Annotated in this window: 18 protein-coding genes and 1 pseudogene; 7 read left to right on the top strand and 12 right to left on the bottom strand. The window is 59.7% G+C overall.

Annotated features, from left to right (window positions below):
- Positions 1–2: 2 nt before the first annotated feature.
- From N5D61_RS12800 to N5D61_RS12785, 4 genes are read right to left on the bottom strand one after another with little or no spacing between them, the layout of a single operon-like run.
- Positions 3–614 carry a PqiC family protein gene (locus tag N5D61_RS12800; RefSeq protein WP_279893062.1) on the bottom strand — a complete coding sequence of 204 codons (612 nt, stop codon included), beginning with the start codon at positions 612–614 and terminating at the stop codon, positions 3–5.
- Entirely contained in the window at positions 611–2,293 is a 1,683-nt protein-coding gene (locus N5D61_RS12795) for an MlaD family protein (protein WP_279893060.1), read from the bottom strand. Before N5D61_RS12795 ends, N5D61_RS12800 begins: the two co-directional genes overlap by 4 nt.
- Positions 2,286–2,900, bottom strand: coding sequence for a paraquat-inducible protein A (locus N5D61_RS12790; protein ID WP_279893058.1), 615 nt, complete (start codon positions 2,898–2,900; stop codon positions 2,286–2,288). The genes N5D61_RS12795 and N5D61_RS12790 overlap by 8 nt, the downstream gene beginning before the upstream one ends.
- The gene (locus N5D61_RS12785) at positions 2,897–3,529 is read right to left on the bottom strand and encodes a paraquat-inducible protein A (RefSeq protein ID WP_108239614.1); all 633 of its coding nucleotides are present in this window, start codon (positions 3,527–3,529) and stop codon (positions 2,897–2,899) included. The genes N5D61_RS12790 and N5D61_RS12785 overlap by 4 nt, the downstream gene beginning before the upstream one ends.
- Before the next feature lie 371 nt (positions 3,530–3,900).
- On the opposite strand from N5D61_RS12785, the gene N5D61_RS12780 reads away from it, so the two are divergent.
- Positions 3,901–5,307, top strand: a complete 1,407-nt coding sequence (locus N5D61_RS12780) for an FAD-binding oxidoreductase (protein WP_279893055.1) — start codon at positions 3,901–3,903, stop codon at positions 5,305–5,307.
- 166 nt (positions 5,308–5,473) lie between these two features.
- On the opposite strand, the gene N5D61_RS12775 is transcribed toward N5D61_RS12780, so the two are convergent.
- A complete protein-coding gene (locus N5D61_RS12775; protein ID WP_279893053.1) occupies positions 5,474–6,124 on the bottom strand; it encodes an ankyrin repeat domain-containing protein in 651 nt (216 codons plus the stop codon).
- Positions 6,125–6,187: 63 nt separating this feature from the next.
- Positions 6,188–7,678 carry a catalase gene (locus tag N5D61_RS12770; RefSeq protein ID WP_279893091.1) on the bottom strand — a complete coding sequence of 497 codons (1,491 nt, stop codon included), beginning with the start codon at positions 7,676–7,678 and terminating at the stop codon, positions 6,188–6,190.
- Between the two features lie 550 nt (positions 7,679–8,228).
- Here N5D61_RS12770 and N5D61_RS12765 point away from each other — a divergent pair.
- Complete coding sequence (locus N5D61_RS12765; RefSeq protein WP_279893052.1) at positions 8,229–8,582, top strand: hypothetical protein; 354 nt, start codon at positions 8,229–8,231, stop codon at positions 8,580–8,582.
- A gap of 153 nt (positions 8,583–8,735) precedes the next feature.
- Here N5D61_RS12765 and N5D61_RS12760 read toward each other — a convergent pair whose 3' ends face one another.
- Positions 8,736–9,053 (bottom strand): DUF883 family protein, encoded by a 318-nt coding sequence (locus N5D61_RS12760; RefSeq protein ID WP_108239618.1) that lies wholly within the window; start codon positions 9,051–9,053, stop codon positions 8,736–8,738.
- A gap of 202 nt (positions 9,054–9,255) precedes the next feature.
- Between N5D61_RS12760 and N5D61_RS12755 the strand changes: the two genes are divergently transcribed.
- Complete coding sequence (locus N5D61_RS12755) at positions 9,256–9,513, top strand: hypothetical protein (RefSeq protein WP_108239619.1); 258 nt, start codon at positions 9,256–9,258, stop codon at positions 9,511–9,513.
- A gap of 2 nt (positions 9,514–9,515) precedes the next feature.
- Here N5D61_RS12755 and N5D61_RS12750 read toward each other — a convergent pair.
- From N5D61_RS12750 to N5D61_RS12735, 4 genes and pseudogenes are all read right to left on the bottom strand, one after another.
- Positions 9,516–9,782: pseudogene (locus N5D61_RS12750) on the bottom strand (LysR family transcriptional regulator); the annotation flags it as partial.
- Between the two features lie 480 nt (positions 9,783–10,262).
- On the bottom strand, positions 10,263–11,381 hold the full coding sequence (locus tag N5D61_RS12745; protein WP_279893049.1) for an ABC transporter permease: 1,119 nt from the start codon (positions 11,379–11,381) through the stop codon (positions 10,263–10,265).
- Entirely contained in the window at positions 11,381–14,107 is a 2,727-nt protein-coding gene (gene rbbA / locus N5D61_RS12740) for a ribosome-associated ATPase/putative transporter RbbA (protein ID WP_279893047.1), read from the bottom strand. Before rbbA ends, N5D61_RS12745 begins: the two co-directional genes overlap by 1 nt.
- Positions 14,104–15,069, bottom strand: a complete 966-nt coding sequence (locus N5D61_RS12735; protein ID WP_279893046.1) for a biotin/lipoyl-binding protein — start codon at positions 15,067–15,069, stop codon at positions 14,104–14,106. Before N5D61_RS12735 ends, rbbA begins: the two co-directional genes overlap by 4 nt.
- Positions 15,070–15,282: 213 nt before the next feature.
- On the opposite strand from N5D61_RS12735, the gene N5D61_RS12730 reads away from it, so the two are divergent.
- A complete protein-coding gene (locus tag N5D61_RS12730; RefSeq protein WP_177411113.1) occupies positions 15,283–16,191 on the top strand; it encodes a universal stress protein in 909 nt (302 codons plus the stop codon).
- A gap of 73 nt (positions 16,192–16,264) precedes the next feature.
- On the top strand, positions 16,265–18,802 hold the full coding sequence (gene glgP / locus N5D61_RS12725; protein ID WP_279893043.1) for an alpha-glucan family phosphorylase: 2,538 nt from the start codon (positions 16,265–16,267) through the stop codon (positions 18,800–18,802).
- Between the two features lie 39 nt (positions 18,803–18,841).
- Here the strand turns inward: glgP and N5D61_RS12720 are convergent, their stop codons facing one another.
- On the bottom strand, positions 18,842–19,489 hold the full coding sequence (locus N5D61_RS12720; RefSeq protein ID WP_108239624.1) for a BON domain-containing protein: 648 nt from the start codon (positions 19,487–19,489) through the stop codon (positions 18,842–18,844).
- 108 nt (positions 19,490–19,597) lie between these two features.
- On the opposite strand from N5D61_RS12720, the gene N5D61_RS12715 reads away from it, so the two are divergent.
- Both N5D61_RS12715 and N5D61_RS12710 read left to right on the top strand, forming a co-directional pair.
- Entirely contained in the window at positions 19,598–20,230 is a 633-nt protein-coding gene (locus N5D61_RS12715; RefSeq protein ID WP_279893040.1) for a hypothetical protein, read from the top strand.
- 92 nt (positions 20,231–20,322) lie between these two features.
- On the top strand, positions 20,323–20,889 hold the full coding sequence (locus tag N5D61_RS12710) for a GNAT family N-acetyltransferase (protein ID WP_108239625.1): 567 nt from the start codon (positions 20,323–20,325) through the stop codon (positions 20,887–20,889).
- The last annotated feature ends 58 nt before the right edge of the window (positions 20,890–20,947 follow it).

The following is a 20,947-nucleotide window of genomic DNA, read 5'->3' as shown; positions in this document are numbered from 1 at the left end:
CATTATGTCGGGCAGCGCAGATTGGGTTGACGGCTCCAGCCGGTGGCCGTTCTGGCAATTGCATCCGCCAGGGCCGAGACGGCTTTCTGGTGAGCCAGCACCAGGTTTTCCATCCCGCTGGCCGCAGGCTGGCGAATCACGCTGCTGCAGGTCAATGTCTGGCGAGGGGTGCCGGTGCTGCGCAGGCTGAGGTTCCAGACCACATCAATCAGTGCGTAATGATCCAGCACCGATTCGAACCGACGCACGTCGGTGCGGATGGTCAACACTGGCTGGTCGTTTTGCTTGGGCAGGCCCGCCAGATCCCGGCTGCCGAAGCGTCTTTCCAGTTCACCCGTCAATGCGTCATGGAATTCGTCGCCAAGCGGTGCCCCCCAGCGCTCGTTCTCCAGAATCGCCAAGCTGCCGTCTCCCTGGCGCACCACCAAGGGCGGTTGGTCCACTTGGACGGCCATCAGCACCGGTTGCATTTCGAATTGAAACGGGGCCTGCGCGGCGCTGGTTTGGGACTGACCGGCGGGGGCGATCAAGGTGTAATAGTGCGTCGGTGTGGACGCGCAGGCGCTCAGGCCCAATGCGCAGGCCAGCGTCAGTAAGCGAGAACGCACAATCATGGCGCGGGCTCCGGGGCAATTTCACGGGAAGAAGACGAACCTTTGTACGAACCGGGTGCTGCGTCGCCGCTGCGGCCACGGATCAGCGATTCGGGGTGGCGGCTGAGGAAGTCGGTCAACACCCGCACCGAACGCGCAGTGCGTTGCACTTCTTCCATCGCCTGGCCCAGCTGTTGACGCGCGGGCGAATCATCCGAGAACGTCGCATTGGCGTTACCCAAGGTTTTCTGGGCTTGCTGCAGCGTGCCCGTGACCTGGGGGAGCACCTGGCCGTTGACGTTTTTCATGGTCTTCTGCAGTTCGACCAAGCTGCCATTGAGGTTCGTGGCCAGCTCGTCGATCGGGATCTTGCCCAGCTTGTCCACGAACGCTTGAAGTTGTTCCTGCAACTTGTCGAAACTGCCGGGCACCGTCGGGATCTCCAGCGGGCGGGCCTTGGCGTTGTAAGCCACTTTAGGGGCCTTGGGATCGAAGTCCATGGCGATGTACAGCTGGCCGGTCAGCAGATTGCCGGTGCGAACCTGCGCACGCAGCCCGCGCTCGACGAACCGCCCGAGAATGCGCGACGTCTGTTCCTCCTCGTCGCCGCCTCCAGCCTGTTCCTTGAGCTTTTCGTTGGCCGCACCCAGGCGCTGCGGGTAAATCACCGCGCCCACGACGCCGGGAAACGCACCGGTGGCGGGGTCGTAATCGAGGTCCACCGACACCACACGGCCAATGTTCACGCCGAGGAAATCCACTGGCGCATTGACCACCAGGCCACGCAGTGACTGGTTGAAGCGCATGCGGATGTACTTGGGCTCGCCGTCGGGCGGTGCCAGAGCGGTGGCCTGATCCTCGAACAGCTTGAATTCGGTATTGGCCTCGGCCGGCTTGGCGTCCGGGCTGTACTTAGGCTCCCGGAACGCGATGCCGCCGGAGAGAATCGAGGTAAGCGACTGGGTCGACACCTTGAGGCCTGCGGCGCCGAGGCTGACATCCACGCCGCTGGCGTTCCAGAAGCGCGAGTCCGTCAGCACGAACTGATCATTGGGCGCATTGACGAAGATTTCGATGTCGACCCCTTTGCCATCTTTCGCCAGCTCATAGGCCACTACCTGGCCGACCTGGATCCGGCGGAAATAGACGGGCGAGCCGATGTCCAGCGAGCCGAGGTCATCGTTGTGCAGGATGAAACGTTTGCCCTTGTCGCCGTAGGTGATCGGTGGCGGTGTTTCCAGGCCTTTGAAGTTTTTCTCGGTCTTCTCGGAACTGCCGGGGTCGGCACTGATGAACGCGCCAGACAACAGGGTGTCGACGCCGGAAACGCCATGGGCACCGATACGTGGGCGCACCACCCAGTATTGGGTGTCGGCACGGGTGAACGGGACCGCCGACTGATTGAGGTCGATCGTGGCCAGAACGTGAGTCCGGTCGTCGCTCAACTCGATGTCGGTGACCGTGCCAATGACCACGTTCTTGTACTTGACCTGGGTTTTCTTGGCTTCCAGACCCTCCGCGGTGAGAAAGCTCACCACGACTTTGGGGCCGACGTTGAGAAAATCGTGGATGACCATCGACAGGCCGATCACACCGGCCACGATCGGCACCAGCCAGACCAGTGAAATGCGTGCCTTGCGGGCCTTGATAGTCGGTCGTACCGGCTCGGAGACCGGCGGGAGTGGGGTGCTATCAGACATCTTCAACCTCTGCGTCCCAGATCAACCGGGGATCGAAACTCATGGCGGCGAACATCGTCATCACCACGACCAAACCAAAGAACAGAATGCCCAGCCGCGGCTCGATGGTGCTCAAGCCACGAAACTGTACGAGGGCTGCGACCAGGGCCACCACCAGCACGTCGAGCATGGACCAATAACCGATCAGCTCGATGAAGCGGTACAGCCGGGAGCGTTCGCGCATGGCCCATTGGCTGCGCCGCTGGCACGTCACCAGCAGCATGCCGAGCACCAGGAACTTGACGCACGGCACCAGCACGCTGGCGATGAAAATCAGGATGGCGATGTCCCACGAGCCGCTTTCGGCGAACTCGATCACCCCGCTCATGATGGTGTTTTCACTGGCGCTGCCCAGCAGCGTGGTGAACATCACCGGCAGGGTATTGGCCGGAATGTAGAAAATCAGCCCGGCGATCAGGAAGGCCCAGGTTCGCGCGAGGCTGTTGGGCTTGCGCCGATGAACCGGTGAGTCGCAACGCGGGCAGTCATGGGCGTCTTCAGGGCAGACATAACTGCAGACATGGCACAGCGTGACCCGATGCTCGCGGGCGAAGGGAATACCGTTCATTCCGGCTCCACCCCCAGCTCGGTCCAGAGGCGGCGAATATCCTTGCCCGCGATCAGCACGATCAGCACCATCAGCATCGCCATGGCCCAAAGCCCTACGCCAGGGTGGACGTCCAGCATGCCGGCCAGTTTGATGATCGCCACCAGAATGCCCAGGAGACAGACTTCCAGCATGCTCCACGGCCGCAAATGTTCAAGGGTGCGCATGCAGGTCTTGAATCCCGGCGCGACCTGATTGCGGTGGGCGTGGACCAGTACCCAGAACAGCAAGGCGATCTGCAGCGCCGGGGCGAGAATGATGGCCAGCCCGGCAACCAGGGCGATCAAAGTGATCTGCCCCTGCGCCAGGGCCTGTACCGAGCCCCACAGCGTGACCTCGTTATGCAGCCCCTGCATGCTGATGCTGATCACGGGAAACACGTTGGCAAAGATGAACAGGATGCCCGCCGCCAGGCTCAGCGCCAGCAACTGCTCGATCGTCAAGCGATGGCCGCGATCGAGCAGGGCGGCGCAGCGCAGGCAATAAGCCGACTCGCTTTTGTGCAAGGGTTGGGCGGGGTACAGCGAGTCGCAATGCTCGCAGATGATCCACTGCTCGGGAGCGGTCTGCGGGCTCGGGCGATCGCTCATCGGCGCCGCGGTCGGGGATGTGGGCGTGTTCACGTTAGTCTGGCTTCAAAGGCGTGCGTGTCAGGACATTGACCACAATGCCAGCATGGCGTTCGGTGCCGGGCAGGGGGTCGTGAAAAACACCTGAATGAAAGCACGTTTGCGGTGGTGTCGGTGGCCGAGATGTTGCGGCATGTGTCGCCGAAAAAGGTGGCAAGTGTACCCTGTAACAACGGGTTTGGGCGTGCGAAAAAGCTGATAAGTCTCTGAAAAAAAGCGGCTCCTGCTGTGGGCGTAATCCAGTCCCGTCGGCGCCTCGCTTCCCCTGTTGGACAGTCTGCGCCCCAAGCGACTAGCATCGAGCCCTTTACCGGGTCGAAGGGGGGGCAGCAATGCCAACGCGACAAACGATCAGCTTGTGGATGGATCAACTCGATGAGCCCCCGTCACCCCGGCCCTCGCTGCAGCACGATCTGGATGTCGATGTCGCGATCATCGGTGCGGGTTACACGGGACTCTGGACCGCCTATTACCTCAAGCAGCAGGCCCCCGAGCTGAGCGTGGCGATCATCGAAGCGCAAACGGTGGGCTTCGGTGCTTCCGGTCGCAACGGTGGCTGGGTGATGGGTAACTTGCTCGGCGACGAGCGCCTGCTGTCCGGGTTGCCAGAGCCGGAACGGCGTGCCTCTTACCAACTGTTGTTCGACATACCGGACGAAGTGAAGCGTGTCATCGACCGTGAAGGCATCGCGTGCGATTACCGCAAAGGCGGCGCGCTGTATTGCGCGGCACGCTATCCCGAGCAGGAAAAAAGCCTGCGCGCACACTTGCAAGCCCTTTACGCGGCGGGCTTGACTGAAGCCGATTACCGCTGGCTCGACCCTGCACAGTTGAGCGAGCAACTGCGCATTGCCCGGCCCTTCGGCGCCATCCATTTTTCCCACTTGGCGACGATTCAACCCGCCAGACTTGTGCAAGGCCTCGCCTGGGCGGTGGAGCGTCTGGGTGTGTCGATTCATGAGCGCACCCCGGCTACCGACTGGCGTTCAGGGCATGTTTCGACACCCAATGGGCAGATTCGCTGTCGCTGGGTGGTCCCGGCCGTGGAAGGGTACGCCGCCGCGATGCCCGCGCTGAGCCGTTATCAGTTACCGGTCCAGAGTCTGATGGTGGCCACCGAGCCCCTTTCGGCGCGGGTGTGGGACGATATCGGTCTCAGCGAGGGGCAGGCCTTTGGCGAAAGCAGCCGCCAGGTGACCTACGGCCAGCGATCAGCCGATGACCGGCTGATATTCGGCGCGCGCGGCGGGTATCGTTTCGGCGGTCGCCTGCGAGAGAACTTCGACCTTACCGACAGTGAGATCCAGTTGCGCCGTTACCTGTTCGGCGAACTTTTTCCGCAATTGAAAGAGGTGCGCATCACCCATTCATGGGGCGGCAACCTGGGCATGGCCCGACGCTTTCATCCGCACATGCTGTGCGATCCGGCCCAGGGGATTGCCTTGTCAGGCGGCTACGGCGGGGAGGGCGTCGGCGCCAGCAACCTGGGCGGGCGAACCTTGGCGGATTTGATCCTGCAGCGCGACAGCCCACTCGTTCGGCAGCCTTGGGTCATCCGCGAAGGTGGCCTGAATCGCTTGCAGGCGTGGGAGCCTGAACCGCTTCGCTGGCTGGGTTACAACGCGATCATTCGCAGTTTCGTCAGCGAAGACCAGACCCTGGCCAATCCTCATGCAGCGCTTTGGCGGCGCAAGATGGCCAGCGGCATCGCCGACTTCATGGAGGGGTTCATGAAGTGATCGAGGGCTCGGCGGAACGAAATCGTGCTCGACCTGAGCCTGAGCCTACGCTCAGGCCAAACGAGCGCAGCAACCGACCATCGTTCATGGCGTACCCTCTGGCAGCGCTCGCCGTTGGCAGTTCGCTCATCTGGAAGACCATCGAACGCTGCCCCGCCAGCGCAGTTCAACCGCCGCTGGCGCCCAGGCTGCGTAATGCGGCAGCGGCCTGTTCGTTGCCTTGTTCGGACACGATGCGCAAGGCCGTCTTGCCTTCGACATCGACGTGGTCGGGATCGGCGCCACGCTGAACCAGCGTGGGCAGGAAATCCAGGCGGCCGAACAGCGCCGCGAAGGACAAGGCCGTCTGGCCGCTGTGGTTGCTTTGGTCGATCGGGCAGCGGTCCAACAGTTGCTCGGCGACCTCCTGTTCGCCTTTGAACAGTGCGCCCATCAGCGCCGTGTTGCCGTTGTTGTCGGGTATGCACGGATCGGCATGGCGGGCGAGCAGCGCGCGCACTTCCGGCAGATGGCCATGGTAAGTCGCCAGCACGAGTGCCGTGTAACCGGATGAATTCACGGCATTGACCGGGTAACCGGCATCCGCCAATGCATCGGTGATGTCTTGCCTGCCGGCGCGTGCAGCATCGAACCATTCCTGATCGTAAAGGTGAGGATCCACCCGCTCGACCTGGCCTCGCAACGGGATGCCACCCGGTGAAGCGGGCAACCATAGATTGGGCAGGAACAGATGGCTGGCCACGAGCGCGGCCCAGATGACGAGGACTGCCAGCAGGCAGACCACAGCCCAGCGCCATCGACGATCGATAGAGAACATAACGACTCCTGTTGAGAGTCGCTGGCCGGACGCAGGCGGCCAGCGAATCCGAGTGGATGCTGATCAGTCCTGAAGCCGGTCGGCCATGTCCTTGACCCGGCCAGCGTCAGCGTGAAGCGCTTTACTCAGGCGCGTCCCGTAATCGGCATCCGCCTTGTAGAAGTAAGAGAGCATGGTGTAGGTGTTCTCCTTGTTGTCGACGTGGGCAAGATCGCCGCTGAGCGCTTCTACCAACAACGTTTTATCCTTTTCACCCAGGCTTCGGTAATATTCGCCCGCCTGGAAGAAGTTTCGCGGCTTACCGGTCATCCGTTGTTGAGTTGTGCCGGTCACTGGCGTCTGGGCGTATTTGTATTTCGGGTCCTGATCCAGTGGTTTTATCCCGGAAGGCTCGTAATTGATTTCTCCCTTCCGGCCGCTTGCATTCATCGCCCCGTCCTGGCTGTTGTTATTGACAGGCGTGCGAGGCGCATTGATGGGAAGTTGTTGATAGTTGGCGCCCAGCCGATACATCTGAGTATCGGCATAAGCGAACAAGCGGCCCTGCAGCATTCGGTCTTCCGACGCTTCAATACCGGGGATCAGGCGAGACGGGGCAAACGCCGACTCTTCCGTCGACTCGAAGTAATTGTCTGGAACACGATTCAAGGTCAGCGTGCCCACTTTGCGTTCGGCGATGCCCGTCCAGACTTTTGTGTCATCCAGCGGATCGAAATCAAACTTGCCCAACTCACCCGGCGTCAATGTCTGGATGTACAAGTCCCATTTCGGGACGTCGCCTTTTTTAATCGCGCCATACAGATCATTCGTCATCAGGTTCCAGTCATTACCCACCGAGCCTGCGATTTGCTTCGGCTCCAGCCCGTGGACGCCTTGGCGACTGCGCCAACTAAATTTCACGTAATGAACAGTGCCTTGGGCATTGACGAACTTGAACGCGTGCACCGCAGAGCCATTCATGTGGCGGTACGAGTCCGGCATGCCCTCTACGGTGTAGAGGTGGGTCAGCATGTTGGTGGCTTCAGGTGTGTGGGCGAAAAAGTCGAACGCCAGATTGGGGTCTTGAACGCCGGTGACGGCGCTGGGCTTGTTGGCGTGTACAAAGTCGGGAAACTTGATGGCATCACGGATAAAAAAGATCGGCCAGTTGATCCCGACCATGTCCCAGTTGCCTTGCTCGGTATAAAACTTCACCGCGAAACCGCGTGGGTCGCGGGCTTGCTCCGGCGAGCCGCGATAGCCCATCACCGTTGAAAAGCGCACGAATACCGGCGTCTGGCTGCCGGGTTTGAAGACTTGAGCGGTTGTCAGGTCATGGATATCGCTGCTGGGTTCAAAGACGCCAAACGCCCCCGTGCCTCGCGCATGTACCACACGTTCAGGAATACGTTCACGATCGAAACGCTGCAGCTTCTCGATCAAATGGGCATCTTGAAGTAAGACCGGCCCAGTTTCGCCCGCTGTCTGAGAGTTTTCATTGTCACCGACCGGGCTACCGCTGTCGCGCGTCATGTATTCAGCGTGCACGGTGGTCACACTGGCTGCGGTCAGCATCGCAGCGAACGACAGGCGCCATAAGGAGGATTTATTGATCACTTTTAGATTCTCCGGAGTTTTTATAAAGGCGCTCGGATAATGGGTGGGGAATATTTAGCGAGCTATTTTGTTCTGTGCATGGTGTCGATCGAATTATTTGATCATCCCCACGATTCACTTTTTTTAATGGATTGATTATTCGGATGCGCGCGAATACGCCAAAGTGTGCAATCCATAAAGACTGGCATATTGATGTTGCGGCGCCTGAAGTCGTAGCGTCGGCAAGCGGACCGCTCGTGCACTGGCGGGCGGCTTCGCCGCCATCGCGTTGCCGATTGAATGTTCGACAAAAGCGCTTGCCCTTCCGCGGGAGGACTGTCGCAAGGTATTTCAGGAGGGCAGGAGCAGAAACGCACGCGCACCGAAAACGTCAAGTGGGTTCGGGGTCATGACCGGCAATCCTGAGTCAAGCTGGCCGAGCGCAGCTGTGAAGGAAGGCGCAAACCCGGACAGCCGGTGAAGGCTGTCAGTGATAAACTCCCGCCACTTCAGACGAGGAGCGACAGACGTGCGCAAGATGGCAATGATGGTGGCGGTGTTGATGCTGGCGGGCTGCGACGGTGGAAAGCCGAGCCCGACCGCCAAGGTGCCGAGCGTTGACTCGGTGGCGGAGGCTCCGACCCCGGCTTCGTCGCAATGGACCATCCGCGTTCATTTGAAAGAAGCGCTGAGCGACATGACCTACTGGCTGGTGGAGCACCATTACCCGTCCTACGTGGTCAAGGTCGATGGCAAGGAAGTGGTGATGATCGGCCCGTTTGAGTCGGAGGAGGCCGCGAGCAAGGCCAAGACCGATATCGACGCGGCGCTGGTGAAAGGTCATCGGTTGTCGCAGTTGGAAGTGATCGCCCCGAAACAGTAACGCGGCCGACGCGCTATAGGCTCAACCGCCCCCCTCAACGAAACGGCCTGCCAGCGGTATTGCGACCGCTGGCAGGCCGTATTGCTTGGGGTTGGACCCCGTCCTCGGGCAGGCGCTAACTCAAGCGGCGCGCCTGGCGGTGCCGTGGGCAAATCAACGGCGGCCGAGCAACAATCCCACGACCAGACCGAATCCTGCAGAAATGGCGACGGTCTGCCAAGGATGGCCACCGATGTAGGTTTCCGTGGCCTCTACGGCCGGTTTGGTTTTGTCGCGAACGCGTCCCAGCGAGTCCACAGCCTGTTTCAATTTCAAGCTCAGTTGTGCGCGAACGGTTTCTGCCTCTTCGCCCACCAGCGAAGCGCTGTCCTTGAGCAGTTTATCGGACTCTTCGATGAGGGCCGCCAATTCACTGAATGCCTGATCCTGGATCTGTTCGGCGGTGTTTTGGACAGCGGGTTTACGAGCCATGGCACATTTCCTTCAATTGATGATGGCAGTGAGCAATGGAGTCCCGTGGGACGAGAAAAGTTGCAGGGGATTGCCCGCCTCGCGCAAAAAGTCGGGCCGATGGGGTCGGGGATCGAGGACCACGGGTGTAAGATGCTGACGCTCCGCCACCGGCCATCGCCCGGGCACGGACCGTTTTGTTTTTGCACACAGAGGTAACGTCATGAGTTTCAACCTGGCCAACAAATCCCTTGCCGAGCGCGCTGCGATCGAAGACGAGAAATCCCGCCTGTTCGAACTGTGGCAGAGCAACCTGGGCAAGGCCAAGGGCGAAGCGGCCCGGCTGATGGGCGAGCGGTCCAAGCGCAAGGGCAAGTGGTCGGAATGGGTGCGCGCCGAACTCGATGCCATGTCGCCGCCGGAATACGCCAACATGGTGCGCGCCGAAGTGAATCGCCTGGTCGCTGCGGCGCGCGGCTGAATCAGGCCGCTGAATGCGGGAATGGCCTGCGCCGAGTGGGTCGGGATGTTCGAGGCTGCGTCGGTGCCCCTGAGCACGTGAGGCAGCGCCGCGCGGTGTGTGGTCGATGCGCACACCCTGCGGGTGAGTCCCAAGCTCGACAAACTTCATCCGCCATGCCGATGAAGCTGCCAGACGGCACCAGAATCTGCTCCCGGGCCACGAACTCTTCCAGGCTCAGGACCTGTGGCCCCCGGCGCCAGGCTGGCCGAATCGACCAGACACCGATAGTCGTCCCGGAATGGCCTTGCCAGCCCGTAGTCGACACAGTTGCGATCGCTATGGAAGTTGCGAAGCTTCAGGTTTGCCTGCGCATCTTCGAAGAAGCCTTCCGCGAAAGCCGAGCCGGTGGAGCCGATGCCACTGACGGCCACGGACGACAAAGATAAGCCTCCGTGATTTAGCTGTTCGGCTCCTTATCAATTTGTGTGGGACGATTTAACAATAACGGCGTGGGGGTCAGCCCACTGTTTGAAATCGATTGGCGCAAAACGAATGCACTTCCTCGGCGACCCTTCTCCCTCCGTTTTCGGTTGAGAATATCTCTACTTCTGCTGATCCGACATAGCCTGACGCTTCAATGAGGCGCCGCAACCTCGAAGATCAATGGCCCCATCACCCATCATGCTTCGATCAAGAAGAAGTCCTGGGTGTCGTGAAGCTAGTCGCAGACGTTGGCGTTCCCTGCCGATGCGACACCTTGAGCCCCGTCAAGACGTCAGGCTTGAACGGAAACGTCGCAGCGTCAGGTAGAAAAACATCAGGCCGAGTACTGCAAGCGCCAGCACCTGAGGCCATATCAATATCAAACCGGCATTGCGAAACAAGATCGCGGTGCTGAGGCTGACAAAGTGGGTAGAGGGCGAAAGTTGCATCATCCATTGCAGCCATAGGGGCATGCTTTCAAGCGGAGTGGAGCCTCCCGAGAGCAACAGCATCGGGATGATCACCGGAATCGCCAACAAGCCAAATTGCGGAGTGGAGCGCGCCAATGTCGCGAGGAATATGCCCAGTGAGTTTGTGGCGAACAGGTACATGGCGGTGAGGACTAAAAACAGCGTCTTAGAGCCTGTCAGTGGCACATCAAGGGCGAGCCTCACCACACCTTCCAGTGAGGCCCAACTGCAGGCGACCACGACGATGGCATTGGCACTGATTTTCGACAGCATGACCTCTCTGGGACTCAGAGGAAGCACGAGCAAATGGTCGAGCGTGCCGTGCTCACGCTCCCGAAGCACGGCAGTCCCCGAAAGGATGATCGCCAGTAGGGTGATGTTATTGACGATCTGGATCACGGCCAGAAACCACGCACCTTCAAGATTGGGGTTGAACAGCACTCGAGTCGTCAGTTGTATCGGTGGCGGCGACGCTGATTTGCCCTGGCTGCGGTAGTCTTGCAACACCGTTTGCAAAATCCTTGAGAGGTAACCGGCGCCCATGAATGCCTGACTCATGGCAGTGGCGTCGACATTGACCTGTATGGCGGGACTGCGACCGGCGTTCAGATCGCGTTGAAAATTCGCCGGTATATCGATGATGAAGGTGAAACGGCCGCTGTCCATTGACCGGTCCAACTGATCGTAGGGCAGGAGCACTGCCGTTTGAAACTCGGGAGGCAGCAGCGCCTCTATGATCAAGCGGGAGAGATGGCTGCGATCCTCATCGACGACCGCCACACTGGCGTTGTGCACACCCATCACCGAGCCTGCGGCCGGCATGTAGATGGCGATCGAGAAGGCGTAGGTGAGAAACAACAGCAGAACGTGGTCGTAACGCAGACTGGTCAGCTCTTTCATCGTCAACGACAGCACATTGGCAGCTTTGCTCATCAGTGCTCCTGCTTTTTCAACATCAATAGGCTGACGCCGCTGAAAGTCACAAAGAACCCCAACAGAGCGACACATTCCGGCCACAGATGGCGAAGATCTAAAGCCTTGGTGAATGTTCCCACCGCGATGTCCAGGAAATAGCCAGCGGGGAACAACGCACCCATCACGGCGGACGCGCCCTGCAACGACGACTTGGGCACGATCAGCCCGGAAAACTGGATGGTGGGCAGGCTGGTGATGATCATGGTCCCCAGGATGGCGGCGATCTGGGTGCGGGTGAAAGCGGAAATCAGCAGGCCCAGACTGGTGGTTGCCATCACGTACAAAATGCCGCCCAGCGCGAGGGTCAGCAGGCTTCCCTTGAATGGTACTCCAAACACCCATCGGTTCATGGCCGTGAGCAGGCACAGATTGACCAGACTCACTGCTATGTAAGGCAGCTGTTTACCGAAGAGGAACTCCACTCGCGTCAAAGGGGTGGCGAAGAAGTTGGTGATAGACCCCAACTCCTTTTCTCGGACGATGCCCAGCGCCGTGAGCATGGCCGGAATGAATGCAAGGATCAGCGCCATCACGCCGGGACCTATAGCATTGACGCTGACCACGTCCTGGTTGTATCGAAAGCGCATCTGGAGCTGGGCGTCGGGCGTCGCAGATGCCGGATGGCTGCTCAATCGCGCCATCTGTTGCAGGTTGGCGGCGTGCACGGCTTCAACATAGTTACGACTGGTTTCGGCTCGGAACGGCATGCCGCCCTCCAGCCAAGCCGCCACGGCCGGGTGCCGATTGGCGTACAGGTCGCGACCGAATCCCGGTGGGATCTCCAGCGCCAGTTCGATTTCCGAACTCTGCAAACGTTGATGCAGCTCCGCAGGATTTCGAATGGACGCATGCTCGGAGAAATAGCGTGAACCCCTGAATGCTTCCAGATATGCCCGACTTTCCGCTGTCTGGTCCTGATCGAAGGCAGCAAAAGCCAGGTTCTCGACATCCAGTGATATGCCCAGGCCAAAGATCACCATCATCAAGATGGCGCCCAGCAGGGCAAATGCCAGACGCACCCTGTCACGCAGCAGCTCCCGGCGCTCCTTCCCAGCGACCGCAAGCATGCGGCTGATGGGAGCGTAGCGGTGCGTCATAGGGGCATGGCTTACGGGTGCCGCGAAGGAAAAGTCGGCGATAGGTGCCGGGCTTTGCTCTGCCTGAGCTTGCTCCAGACAATTGATGAAAGCGAGCTCCAGCGTCTGCGATCCATACTGTTCCTGCAACTGCGCGCAGGTGCCACAAGCCAAGACTTTTCCGGCATGCATGAAGGAAATACGATCACACCGCTGCGCTTCATTCATGAAGTGGGTTGAGAGGAAAATCGTCACCCCCTGATGGCGGGACAATTCGGTCAGCGCCTGCCAGAAAGTATCCCGTGCCGCCGGGTCCACGCCGGAGGTTGGCTCATCAAGGATCAGCACCTCGGGCTCATGCAGGATCGCGACGGCCAGCGACAGTCGTTGGCGAATCCCCAGCGGCAAGGAGCCGGAGGGTTGGTCAGCGATGTCGGCCAGATCGAAGCGGTCAAGCAGGCGAGTGATGCGCTGTTCTCGCTCGTCTGCAGGTACATCGTAAAGCCTGGCATGCAGGGCCAGGTTCTGGCGCGCCGTGAGCTCACCGTAAAGCGAGAAGCTTTGGGTCATGAAGCCAATGCGCTGGCGGGTGTGCAGGTCGCTGGCGTCCACGGGTTTGCCCAGCAACGTTGCCGTTCCGGTTGTCGCGGGGATCAGGCCCGTAAGCACCTTCATGGTCGACGTCTTGCCGCAGCCGTTGGAGCCAAGAAATCCGAATATCTCGCCTTTGCCGATAGAGAAGCTGACGTTGTCGACTGCGGTGAAATCGCCGAAGCGTAAGGTCAGCGCACGGGCTTCGATGGCAATTATGTGTTTGTCCGACTGCTGGCTTTCGAGCACTTGGGGTGCTGGGGCAATCCTTGGCGTGCGGCCCTGAAAGTGAGTGAACGCATGGTCCAGCTTGCCACTGGGGGTGCTCGCAGCCAGCGCCGCGCGACTTCCTGCCGCGATCAACCGGCCCTGATCGAGCATCAGGCAGTGCTCGAACTGCTCCGCTTCTTCCATGTAGGCGGTGGCCACCAGAATGGTCAAATGCGGCCGTTGCAGACGCACCTGCTCGATCAGTTCCCAAAAGTGTCGTCGGGAAAGAGGATCGACGCCGGTGGTTGGCTCATCCAGTATCAACAGTTCAGGGTCATGAATGAGGGCGCAACACAACCCCAGTTTCTGTTTCATGCCACCCGACAATTTTCCCGCGCGTCGATCTTGGAATCGCAGCAGATCGGTCGCAAGCAGGAGCGTCTGCACGCGCTCGTGGATCTGGTCGGAACTCAGGCTGAAAAGCGCGGCGAAATAACGCACGTTCTCCTCAACGCTAAGGTCGGGGTAGAGGTTATTGCCCAATCCCTGCGGCATAAACGCAATCCGCGTGTACAGGGTACTGCGATGGGCACGGTCATTGATCTCACCGCCGAGCACTGAAAGCTGCCCGGTTTGTAGCGATCTCACACCCGCGATCAGCGCAAGCAGCGTCGACTTTCCAGCCCCGTCGGGTCCAATCAGGCCACAGCGAGTGCCGGCTGGAAGCTCAAGGTTGACGGCGGTCAATGCGGGAACGGAGCCGTAACAATGGCTCAGACCTTGAATAGACAGTGATGGGCCGGTCATGGCAGCACACTCGGCCACGGGACCGGGCGCGTCCTGACATAGCCTGTCCCTGGCATGCCAGGTTTGGCCTGTGGTGTTCGGGCAGGATCGATCAAGTTCACCTTCACCCGAAAGACCAGCTTCTGACGCTCATCCCGTGTTTCCACCTCTTTGGGCGTGAATTGGGCCTTGTCTTCCACGAAGCTGATACGGGCGGGCAGGGGCGTGTCGGCAAGCGAGTCGAGCACGATCCGCGCCTCGTCCCCCAGGGTCAGCTTGCCCACGGTTGCCGTCGGCAAATAGAGGTTCATGTATTGATCCTCGGTATTGATCATGACGAGCACCTGGCTCCCCGCAGCCACCACTTCGCCCGGCTCGGCCACCCGTAGTTGGATGACACCATCCACCGGTGCGCGCAGGCTGTCATCGTCGATCTCGCTTTGCAGGCTCGCGACCTGCGCCAAGGCTGCTCCGATAGTGGCCTGGAGCGCTTCGACTTGAGCTCTGGCAGCGCGCACTGCTGATGTCGCGGTGTCCAGGCGCGACGTCTGCTGATCAAGGGCCTGGGCGCTGTAGTAGCCGCGTTCGTACAGTTGGCGGCCGCGTCTGAGCTCCTGCCGAGCAAGCAACTGTTCGCTCTGACGCAATTGCAGCGTGGCCTGCGCTGCAGCCACGTTTTGCCGGGCGCCAGCCACGCCAGCTTCGGCTTGCCTCAACTGTGCATCGAGCGTGCGGGTGTCCATGCGAGCCAGCAGTTGCCCAGCCGTGACCTGATCGCCCTCGTGCACCAGCACCTGCGCCAGACGTCCCGCGGTCTTGCTGGCGATCTGTACTTCGGTCGCTTCCAGTCGGCCGTTGGACATATCGAAGTCCGGCGACAGTCGAGGCTTGCGCAGTTGCCAGTAACCGAAGACACCGCCGCCCAGTGTCAGAACCAAAATTGCGACTGTCCAGGTGATCCATTTTCGATGCTGTGCTGGCATAAAGCGTCCCCTTGTGTGAGGGGAGTCTGGACCGGTCGAGACCCCGGAGTTTGATCCTTATCAAACACACAGCCTTTTGACACCCACGTCTCGGTCACGCATCGGCAGAGCGATTCTGATCTACATCAAACCCGGCTGCCCCCGGTGCCGGACAATGGCAGCACATCCGCATCGGTTGAACCGCTGCGACCCGGTAAACAATGGAGGTGTGAGATGGCCGACATCGAGCGTTTGTTGCTTATTGCCCCACCACTGATGCAGCGTACCCCCGCGTTCGACCGAGCTGCAGCGCTGGCCAAGGTCAAATCCGCAGCGTTGCATATCGTTGCGTTCGATTATGTGGAGGGCATTGCGTCCGCGGGCCTGGTCAACGAGACCGCGATAAAGGAGGTGCGTGAAGGTTATCTGCATAGCCACCGACAGTGGCTGGATGAGCAGGCCAAGGGTATCCACCACATGGGTGTTCAGATCACCACGGAGGTGATGTGGGTCAAGCGCCCTCAGGAGGAAATCCTGACCCATGTGCGTGACATGAAGCCAGCGATGGTGATCAAGGATCTTCAGCATGAGTCCTGGCTGACACGGGCGCTTTTCACCACGCTGGACATGCGCCTGCTATACGACTGTGAGGCCCCATTGCATCTGGTAGCCAAGGTGCAACATGGCATTCCGCGCAAAATTGTGGCGGCTGTAGACCCGTTCCGGTTGGATGATCAGTTCGAGCGGCTTAACGACCGGATTATCAGGATGGCCGAGCAACTGGCTTCGCAATGCGACGCGCAACTGGACCTGTTGTACGCCTACGATTTGTCCTACATCTACGCGCTGGACGGCGGATTCGGGTATCAGCCGTCGGTCATGGACGAGCTGTACGACAACGAAATGCAGGTATTTCATCGGTTGGCAGACCGCTTCGGGGTTCCGGCAGACCGCAGGCACATGATCACGGGAAACCCTGCTCGGGTCATTGAGTCGTTTATGACCGATAACGCTGTGGATGTGGTGGTGCTCGGTACGGTTCACCGTGATGCCATGAACAAACTGCTGGGCAGCACGACCGAGCAACTGGCGAATCACTTGCCCAGCAGCCTGCTGACCATCAATCCGCGCAGCGCCGAATGATCCGGCTGGAGATCAGCAGACAGACGTGTGAGCGCCTGTCTGCAAAGCGTCGGCGCAATCCTGGTATCGACCCATGAGCCACTCATCAGGAGGCGAGCGTGCATCCAACGACGGATGTAACGACCGCTACGATGCCTTGCGGCGTCTGGCATTTGATCTGGGCATTCGCTGGTCAGGGGCGAACGAAGACATCTGGATGCGCTTGAATCCTGACGTGTGGCAGATGACCCATAACCCGTGTCTGGTCCTGAACGCTGTATCTCGGGAAAAAATTGACGAACATTTGGCTGACGACACGTTCGCTGTCCAACTGCAACGCATCATCGATCAGCATCAGAAACATTTGGCGGCACCCACATGGTTCACGACGCTGCCCGATGCTTCAGCGATTGGCCAAATCGCCTATTTCTCTATGGAATACATGCTCAGTGAGTCATTGCCGCTTTACTCTGGCGGATTGGGTAACGTGGCAGGCGATCAGCTCAAGGCGGCCAGTGACCTCGGTGTCCCCGTGATTGCGGTCGGCATGCTGTGGCAGCATGGCTATTTCCGTCAGGAGATCGACAGCGCAGGTCGTCAGCACGCGTTGTTTCCTGTCAATGACACTGCGCAGATGCCAATCGAGCCGCTGCTGCGACCGGATGGCAGTCTGTTGAGACTAGCGATCGATCTGCCGGGGCTGACCGTCTGGCTTCGGGGCTGGCAGGTGCGAATCGGGCGCAGCCGGTTATTGCTGCTCGACAGCAACGACCCGATTAACCCTGTGCCCGTGCGCTTAATCACTGAACAACTGTACGGCGGCGACGCTGAAATGCGTCTGCGCCAGGAAATCGTCCTCGGCATCGGAGGCTGGCGGCTGCTGGAAGCCGCCGGCCATCATCCCCGCATATGCCACCTCAATGACGGCCACGCCGCATTCGTGGCCCTAGAGCGGGCTCGCAATTACATGTGCGTACATTCGGTCGATTTTCAGGTGGCGCTGACTGCCACGCGTGCCGGAAACCTATTCACGACGCACACGCCGGTCAGCGAGGGGTTTGACTGTTTCGAGCCCGCCCTGATCGGCAAATATCTACGGCGCTACATCGAGCAAGAGCTTGAGCAGCCGTTGCAGAACATCATTTCGATGGGGCAGGCGCCCGGTGGCGCCGCGGATTCTGCCTTCAACACGGCCTGGTTCGCTCTGCGCTGTTCAGGGGCGGTGAATGCAGTCAGTCAACTGCACGCTCAGACCAGTCGCCGCTTGTTCCAGCCACTGTTTCCAAGGGTGCCCACCGATGAGGTGCCTATAGGGCATATCGTCAACGGAATTCATATTCCGACCTGGATGTCGACTGACGTTCAAGAGCGCTGGCAATCCACCCGCGGGGAGCAACACCCTTGGTCGGTCTCGATACCTGCGGATATCGGGCGGCTCTTGGGGGAAGTTGACGATGGACTGCTGTGGCAGTTGCGTCAGCAGGCGCGAGCAGTATTGGTTGCATTCGTCCGTCAACAATTGGCCAGAAGCGAAGCTGTCCGTGGAGAGTCTCTGTCAGTGATCGAGTGTGCCGGTGCCGGACTTCATCCCGAGGTGTTGACGCTAGGCTTTGCACGACGGTTTGCCCCTTACAAGCGGCCCAATCTCTTGCTCGCAGATCCTGATCGGCTGCTGCGTCTACTCAATCATCCTGCACGGCCGGTGCAATTGCTCATCGCTGGCAAGGCTCACCCTGCCAATCAGGTCGGGCAGGAGATGATTCGGCAGTGGCATCAATTCATTCGCAGGCCTGAAGCCCGAGGACGTGTCGCGTTCATCGAAGACTACGACATGCGTATCGCCCGGCATCTGGTTCAGGGAGTGGATGTCTGGATCAACACGCCGCGACGGCCATGGGAAGCCTGTGGCACGAGCGGAATGAAGGTTCTGGCCAACGGCGGGCTGAATCTCTCCCAGCTCGACGGTTGGTGGGCTCAGGCTTATGCCGCCGATCTGGGGTGGGCCTTAGGAGACGCGCAAGAGCACAGTGCTGAGCATGACACTGCCGACGCCGAGCAGCTTTATCTGCTGCTTGAAAAGCAAGTGATACCCGCCTTCTATGATCGTGGCGGGGATGGTCGTCCCGCGGGCTGGATAAAACGAATGCGCGCCAGTATGGGGACCCTTGTCGCTCAGTATTCCGCCGACAGGACCGTACGCGAATACGTGGAGCACTATTACGCACCGATGGCGCGGGCTTACGTTGCACGTGCCGGGCACGACTGTGCGCTGGCGAGGAATCTGGTCGCCAGATACGCCGATCTGGTCAAGCATTGGCCCGGTCTGAGCATCGATGATCCGGTGTTCGCGCAGGGTGAGGCCGGTTATGACATTCGAGTGATGGTGAAGCTCGGAGGAGTGGATGCTTCGCTGATCCAGGTACAGGTCTATCGATCCGCGCAGTCCTCCGAGCCTTGGAAAACCTGGAATCTGACGCCGGTTGCAGGTCCCGGCTCGGCCTCGGCTGTGTGCTATACAGGGGCGATTGCTGAAGCTTATCCCGTCGACTTCTATACCGTGCGGATCGTCCTCAAGCGTGAGGCGGAAATGGACGCGTGCGTGGCGGTGCCGTGGATCCTGTGGCAAAAGTAAGCCCGGTGGCGGCCTGCCACCGGCCGAGGGGTAAACAGTTCAGGCGATCAATATGTAGTTCTCTACGTGGGTTACTCCAGGGATGGACCAAGCGGCATTTTCCGCTGCTTTTCGCTCTAGCCACTGGTGCACGTGACCTTCCAGCTTTACGGTCTTGCCTTCGACCGTCACGCGCAGTTTTCTGCTGTCCAGCGCCGCATTGCGCGCGAACGCTGCTTCTATACGCTCTTTGATGTTTTCGGGCGTTTCTTTGGGCTTGAGTATCAGCATGTTGTTGATTCCGACCACCCCCGCCAGCTTGCGTACAGCACTTTGCGCGGCTTCTTTCTGATATTGCCAGTCGACTTCACCTTCGAGGGTGACCCAACCATTCTGAACCTTGATCTGCAAGCGCTCGTCGGGGATTGCGCTGTTCCAGCGGATCACATCCAGGCATCGGCCAGCGATTGCTTCATCGCTGATATCAAGGTCTTCGTTGGAGACGACCTTGATCTCCTCCGCCACGGCTTTCACCCCCTTGACGCTTTTGACCGCGCGTTCTGCAGCGAACTTCTGGGCGTAGGTCCTGACGTGTCCGGTCAGGCTCACCACCCCGTTTTCGATGGCAACGCCGATGGCGGCTGCATCGATATTGGGCTGAAATTCAAGCTCATCCAGGATCATCCGCCGCAATTCGAGATCGCTCATATTGCCTCCTCATGAAATGACTGGACTCAACGCGTGAGCCCGGTGCCGAACTGTGGGTATTAACCCTCTTGTCGAAGAGGCAGACATTGAGTTTTGTCAGACTTGCTGATGGACGCGCAATCCGCACCGGCCTCCATGGGTTTTCTGATATTCGTCAATAATGCCTCGACGCTTTCCTCGCAGTCTGAATCTGACGCATCCGCGTGTGACCCGCATGGCGCGGCGGACGGTGACAGTGACCCGATAGAGGACAGTGCGATGAAACCTTCCGATCAAAATGTTTATGTGTACGACAGTCATCACGACGCAGAAGAAGCGATCCGCTCGCTCGGCAAGGCAGGTTTCGACGTCAAGCAGCTTTCACTGGTAGGGAAGGGGTATCACACCGAGGAGCATCCGGTGGGTTTTTACTCCACAGGCGACCGAGTGAAATCCTGGGGTGCGACGGGGGCCTTCTGGGGTGGCATCTGGGGCATGCTGATCGCACCAGCGGTATTTCTGTTGCCGGGCGTAGGGGTGCTGGCGATGGCGGGGCCGGTTGTATCGGTACTGGTCGGTGCGCTGGAGGGGGCGATTCTGGTGGGCGGTATTTCCGTGTTGGGTGCCGTGCTCAAAAGTATCGGTGTCGATGATGATGAGGTCGTCAAGTACGAAACCGCGCTGAAAGCCGATAAGTACTTACTGATCGTTCACGGCACGCCGGAAGAGCTGTCAAAAGCCCGAACCGTACTGCATCGCTGACCGTAACTGCCCGGCGCAGCGCCAGGTTCCATCGTTGCCGAGGTCCGGGCTGCGTTGCATTCGTCTACCCATCCTCGTGTCGGAGACCTGCCATGTTCGCCAACCCCCACACTGCCGCCCTTATTGCAGAAATGAACAAAGCAACACCCGGCGAGCACTGGCTGGAAGCCTTGCGCGGGGGAACACATGTGCTGATTCGGCCCGTGTGTGCGCAGGATCATCAGCGTTTGCTCGCATTCTTTCAGCGGCTGTCCCCGTTGTCGTTGAGATTCCGGTTTCTAGGTGCGATCGCCCACGTCGATGACTCTGTTGTCGATGCCTTCATGAGCGTTCCCGACGACTCATGCATGGTGTATGTGGCACTCATTCACAACTTCGGGGAGTTGCAGATCATCGGGATCAGCCGTTACCGACGCCTGGATGACCCGCACGCCTGCGGATGCGCGGTGGCCGTGGCGGACGCCTGGCAGCGAAAAGGCTTGGGCCGGCTATTGCTCACCCACTTGATCACCGCCGCTCGGCGAAATGGTTTCGAGCAAATGACCTCCACCGACCTGTCCACTGACTATCCTGTACATCGTCTGTACAAAAGGCTTGGGTTTACGTCGGCCTACCTCGGGAAAGATTTCGAGCGGATCGTTCATGATTTGCGACTCTGAATGCGCCGACCCAATCCTGCGTCTACACGGGTTCTCTTTCGTCGCAAAATCTCTGAGT

The organism is Pseudomonas sp. GD03842 (assembly GCF_029841165.1).
In the GTDB taxonomy this organism is placed as follows: domain Bacteria; phylum Pseudomonadota; class Gammaproteobacteria; order Pseudomonadales; family Pseudomonadaceae; genus Aquipseudomonas.
This window is presented reverse-complemented; position numbering and strand designations above follow the sequence as displayed.

Excerpts from the sequence above, each read along its gene's own strand:
- N5D61_RS12735 (WP_279893046.1), bottom strand. The coding sequence starts at position 15,069 with ATGCCAGCACAGCATCGAAAATGGATCACCTGGACAGTCGCAATTTTG.
- N5D61_RS12785 (WP_108239614.1), bottom strand. The coding sequence starts at position 3,529 with ATGAGCGATCGCCCGAGCCCGCAGACCGCTCCCGAGCAGTGGATCATC.
- N5D61_RS12770 (WP_279893091.1), bottom strand. The coding sequence starts at position 7,678 with ATGCTGACCGCAGCCAGTGTGACCACCGTGCACGCTGAATACATGACG.
- N5D61_RS12795 (WP_279893060.1), bottom strand. The coding sequence starts at position 2,293 with ATGTCTGATAGCACCCCACTCCCGCCGGTCTCCGAGCCGGTACGACCG.
- N5D61_RS12715 (WP_279893040.1), top strand. The coding sequence starts at position 19,598 with ATGGACGCGCAATCCGCACCGGCCTCCATGGGTTTTCTGATATTCGTC.
- rbbA (WP_279893047.1), bottom strand. The coding sequence starts at position 14,107 with ATGACCGGCCCATCACTGTCTATTCAAGGTCTGAGCCATTGTTACGGC.
- N5D61_RS12790 (WP_279893058.1), bottom strand. The coding sequence starts at position 2,900 with ATGAACGGTATTCCCTTCGCCCGCGAGCATCGGGTCACGCTGTGCCAT.
- N5D61_RS12800 (WP_279893062.1), bottom strand. The coding sequence starts at position 614 with ATGATTGTGCGTTCTCGCTTACTGACGCTGGCCTGCGCATTGGGCCTG.
- glgP (WP_279893043.1), top strand. The coding sequence starts at position 16,265 with ATGAGCCACTCATCAGGAGGCGAGCGTGCATCCAACGACGGATGTAAC.
- N5D61_RS12745 (WP_279893049.1), bottom strand. The coding sequence starts at position 11,381 with ATGAGCAAAGCTGCCAATGTGCTGTCGTTGACGATGAAAGAGCTGACC.
- N5D61_RS12775 (WP_279893053.1), bottom strand. The coding sequence starts at position 6,124 with ATGTTCTCTATCGATCGTCGATGGCGCTGGGCTGTGGTCTGCCTGCTG.
- N5D61_RS12730 (WP_177411113.1), top strand. The coding sequence starts at position 15,283 with ATGGCCGACATCGAGCGTTTGTTGCTTATTGCCCCACCACTGATGCAG.
- N5D61_RS12760 (WP_108239618.1), bottom strand. The coding sequence starts at position 9,053 with ATGGCTCGTAAACCCGCTGTCCAAAACACCGCCGAACAGATCCAGGAT.
- N5D61_RS12710 (WP_108239625.1), top strand. The coding sequence starts at position 20,323 with ATGTTCGCCAACCCCCACACTGCCGCCCTTATTGCAGAAATGAACAAA.
- N5D61_RS12780 (WP_279893055.1), top strand. The coding sequence starts at position 3,901 with ATGCCAACGCGACAAACGATCAGCTTGTGGATGGATCAACTCGATGAG.
- N5D61_RS12755 (WP_108239619.1), top strand. The coding sequence starts at position 9,256 with ATGAGTTTCAACCTGGCCAACAAATCCCTTGCCGAGCGCGCTGCGATC.
- N5D61_RS12720 (WP_108239624.1), bottom strand. The coding sequence starts at position 19,489 with ATGAGCGATCTCGAATTGCGGCGGATGATCCTGGATGAGCTTGAATTT.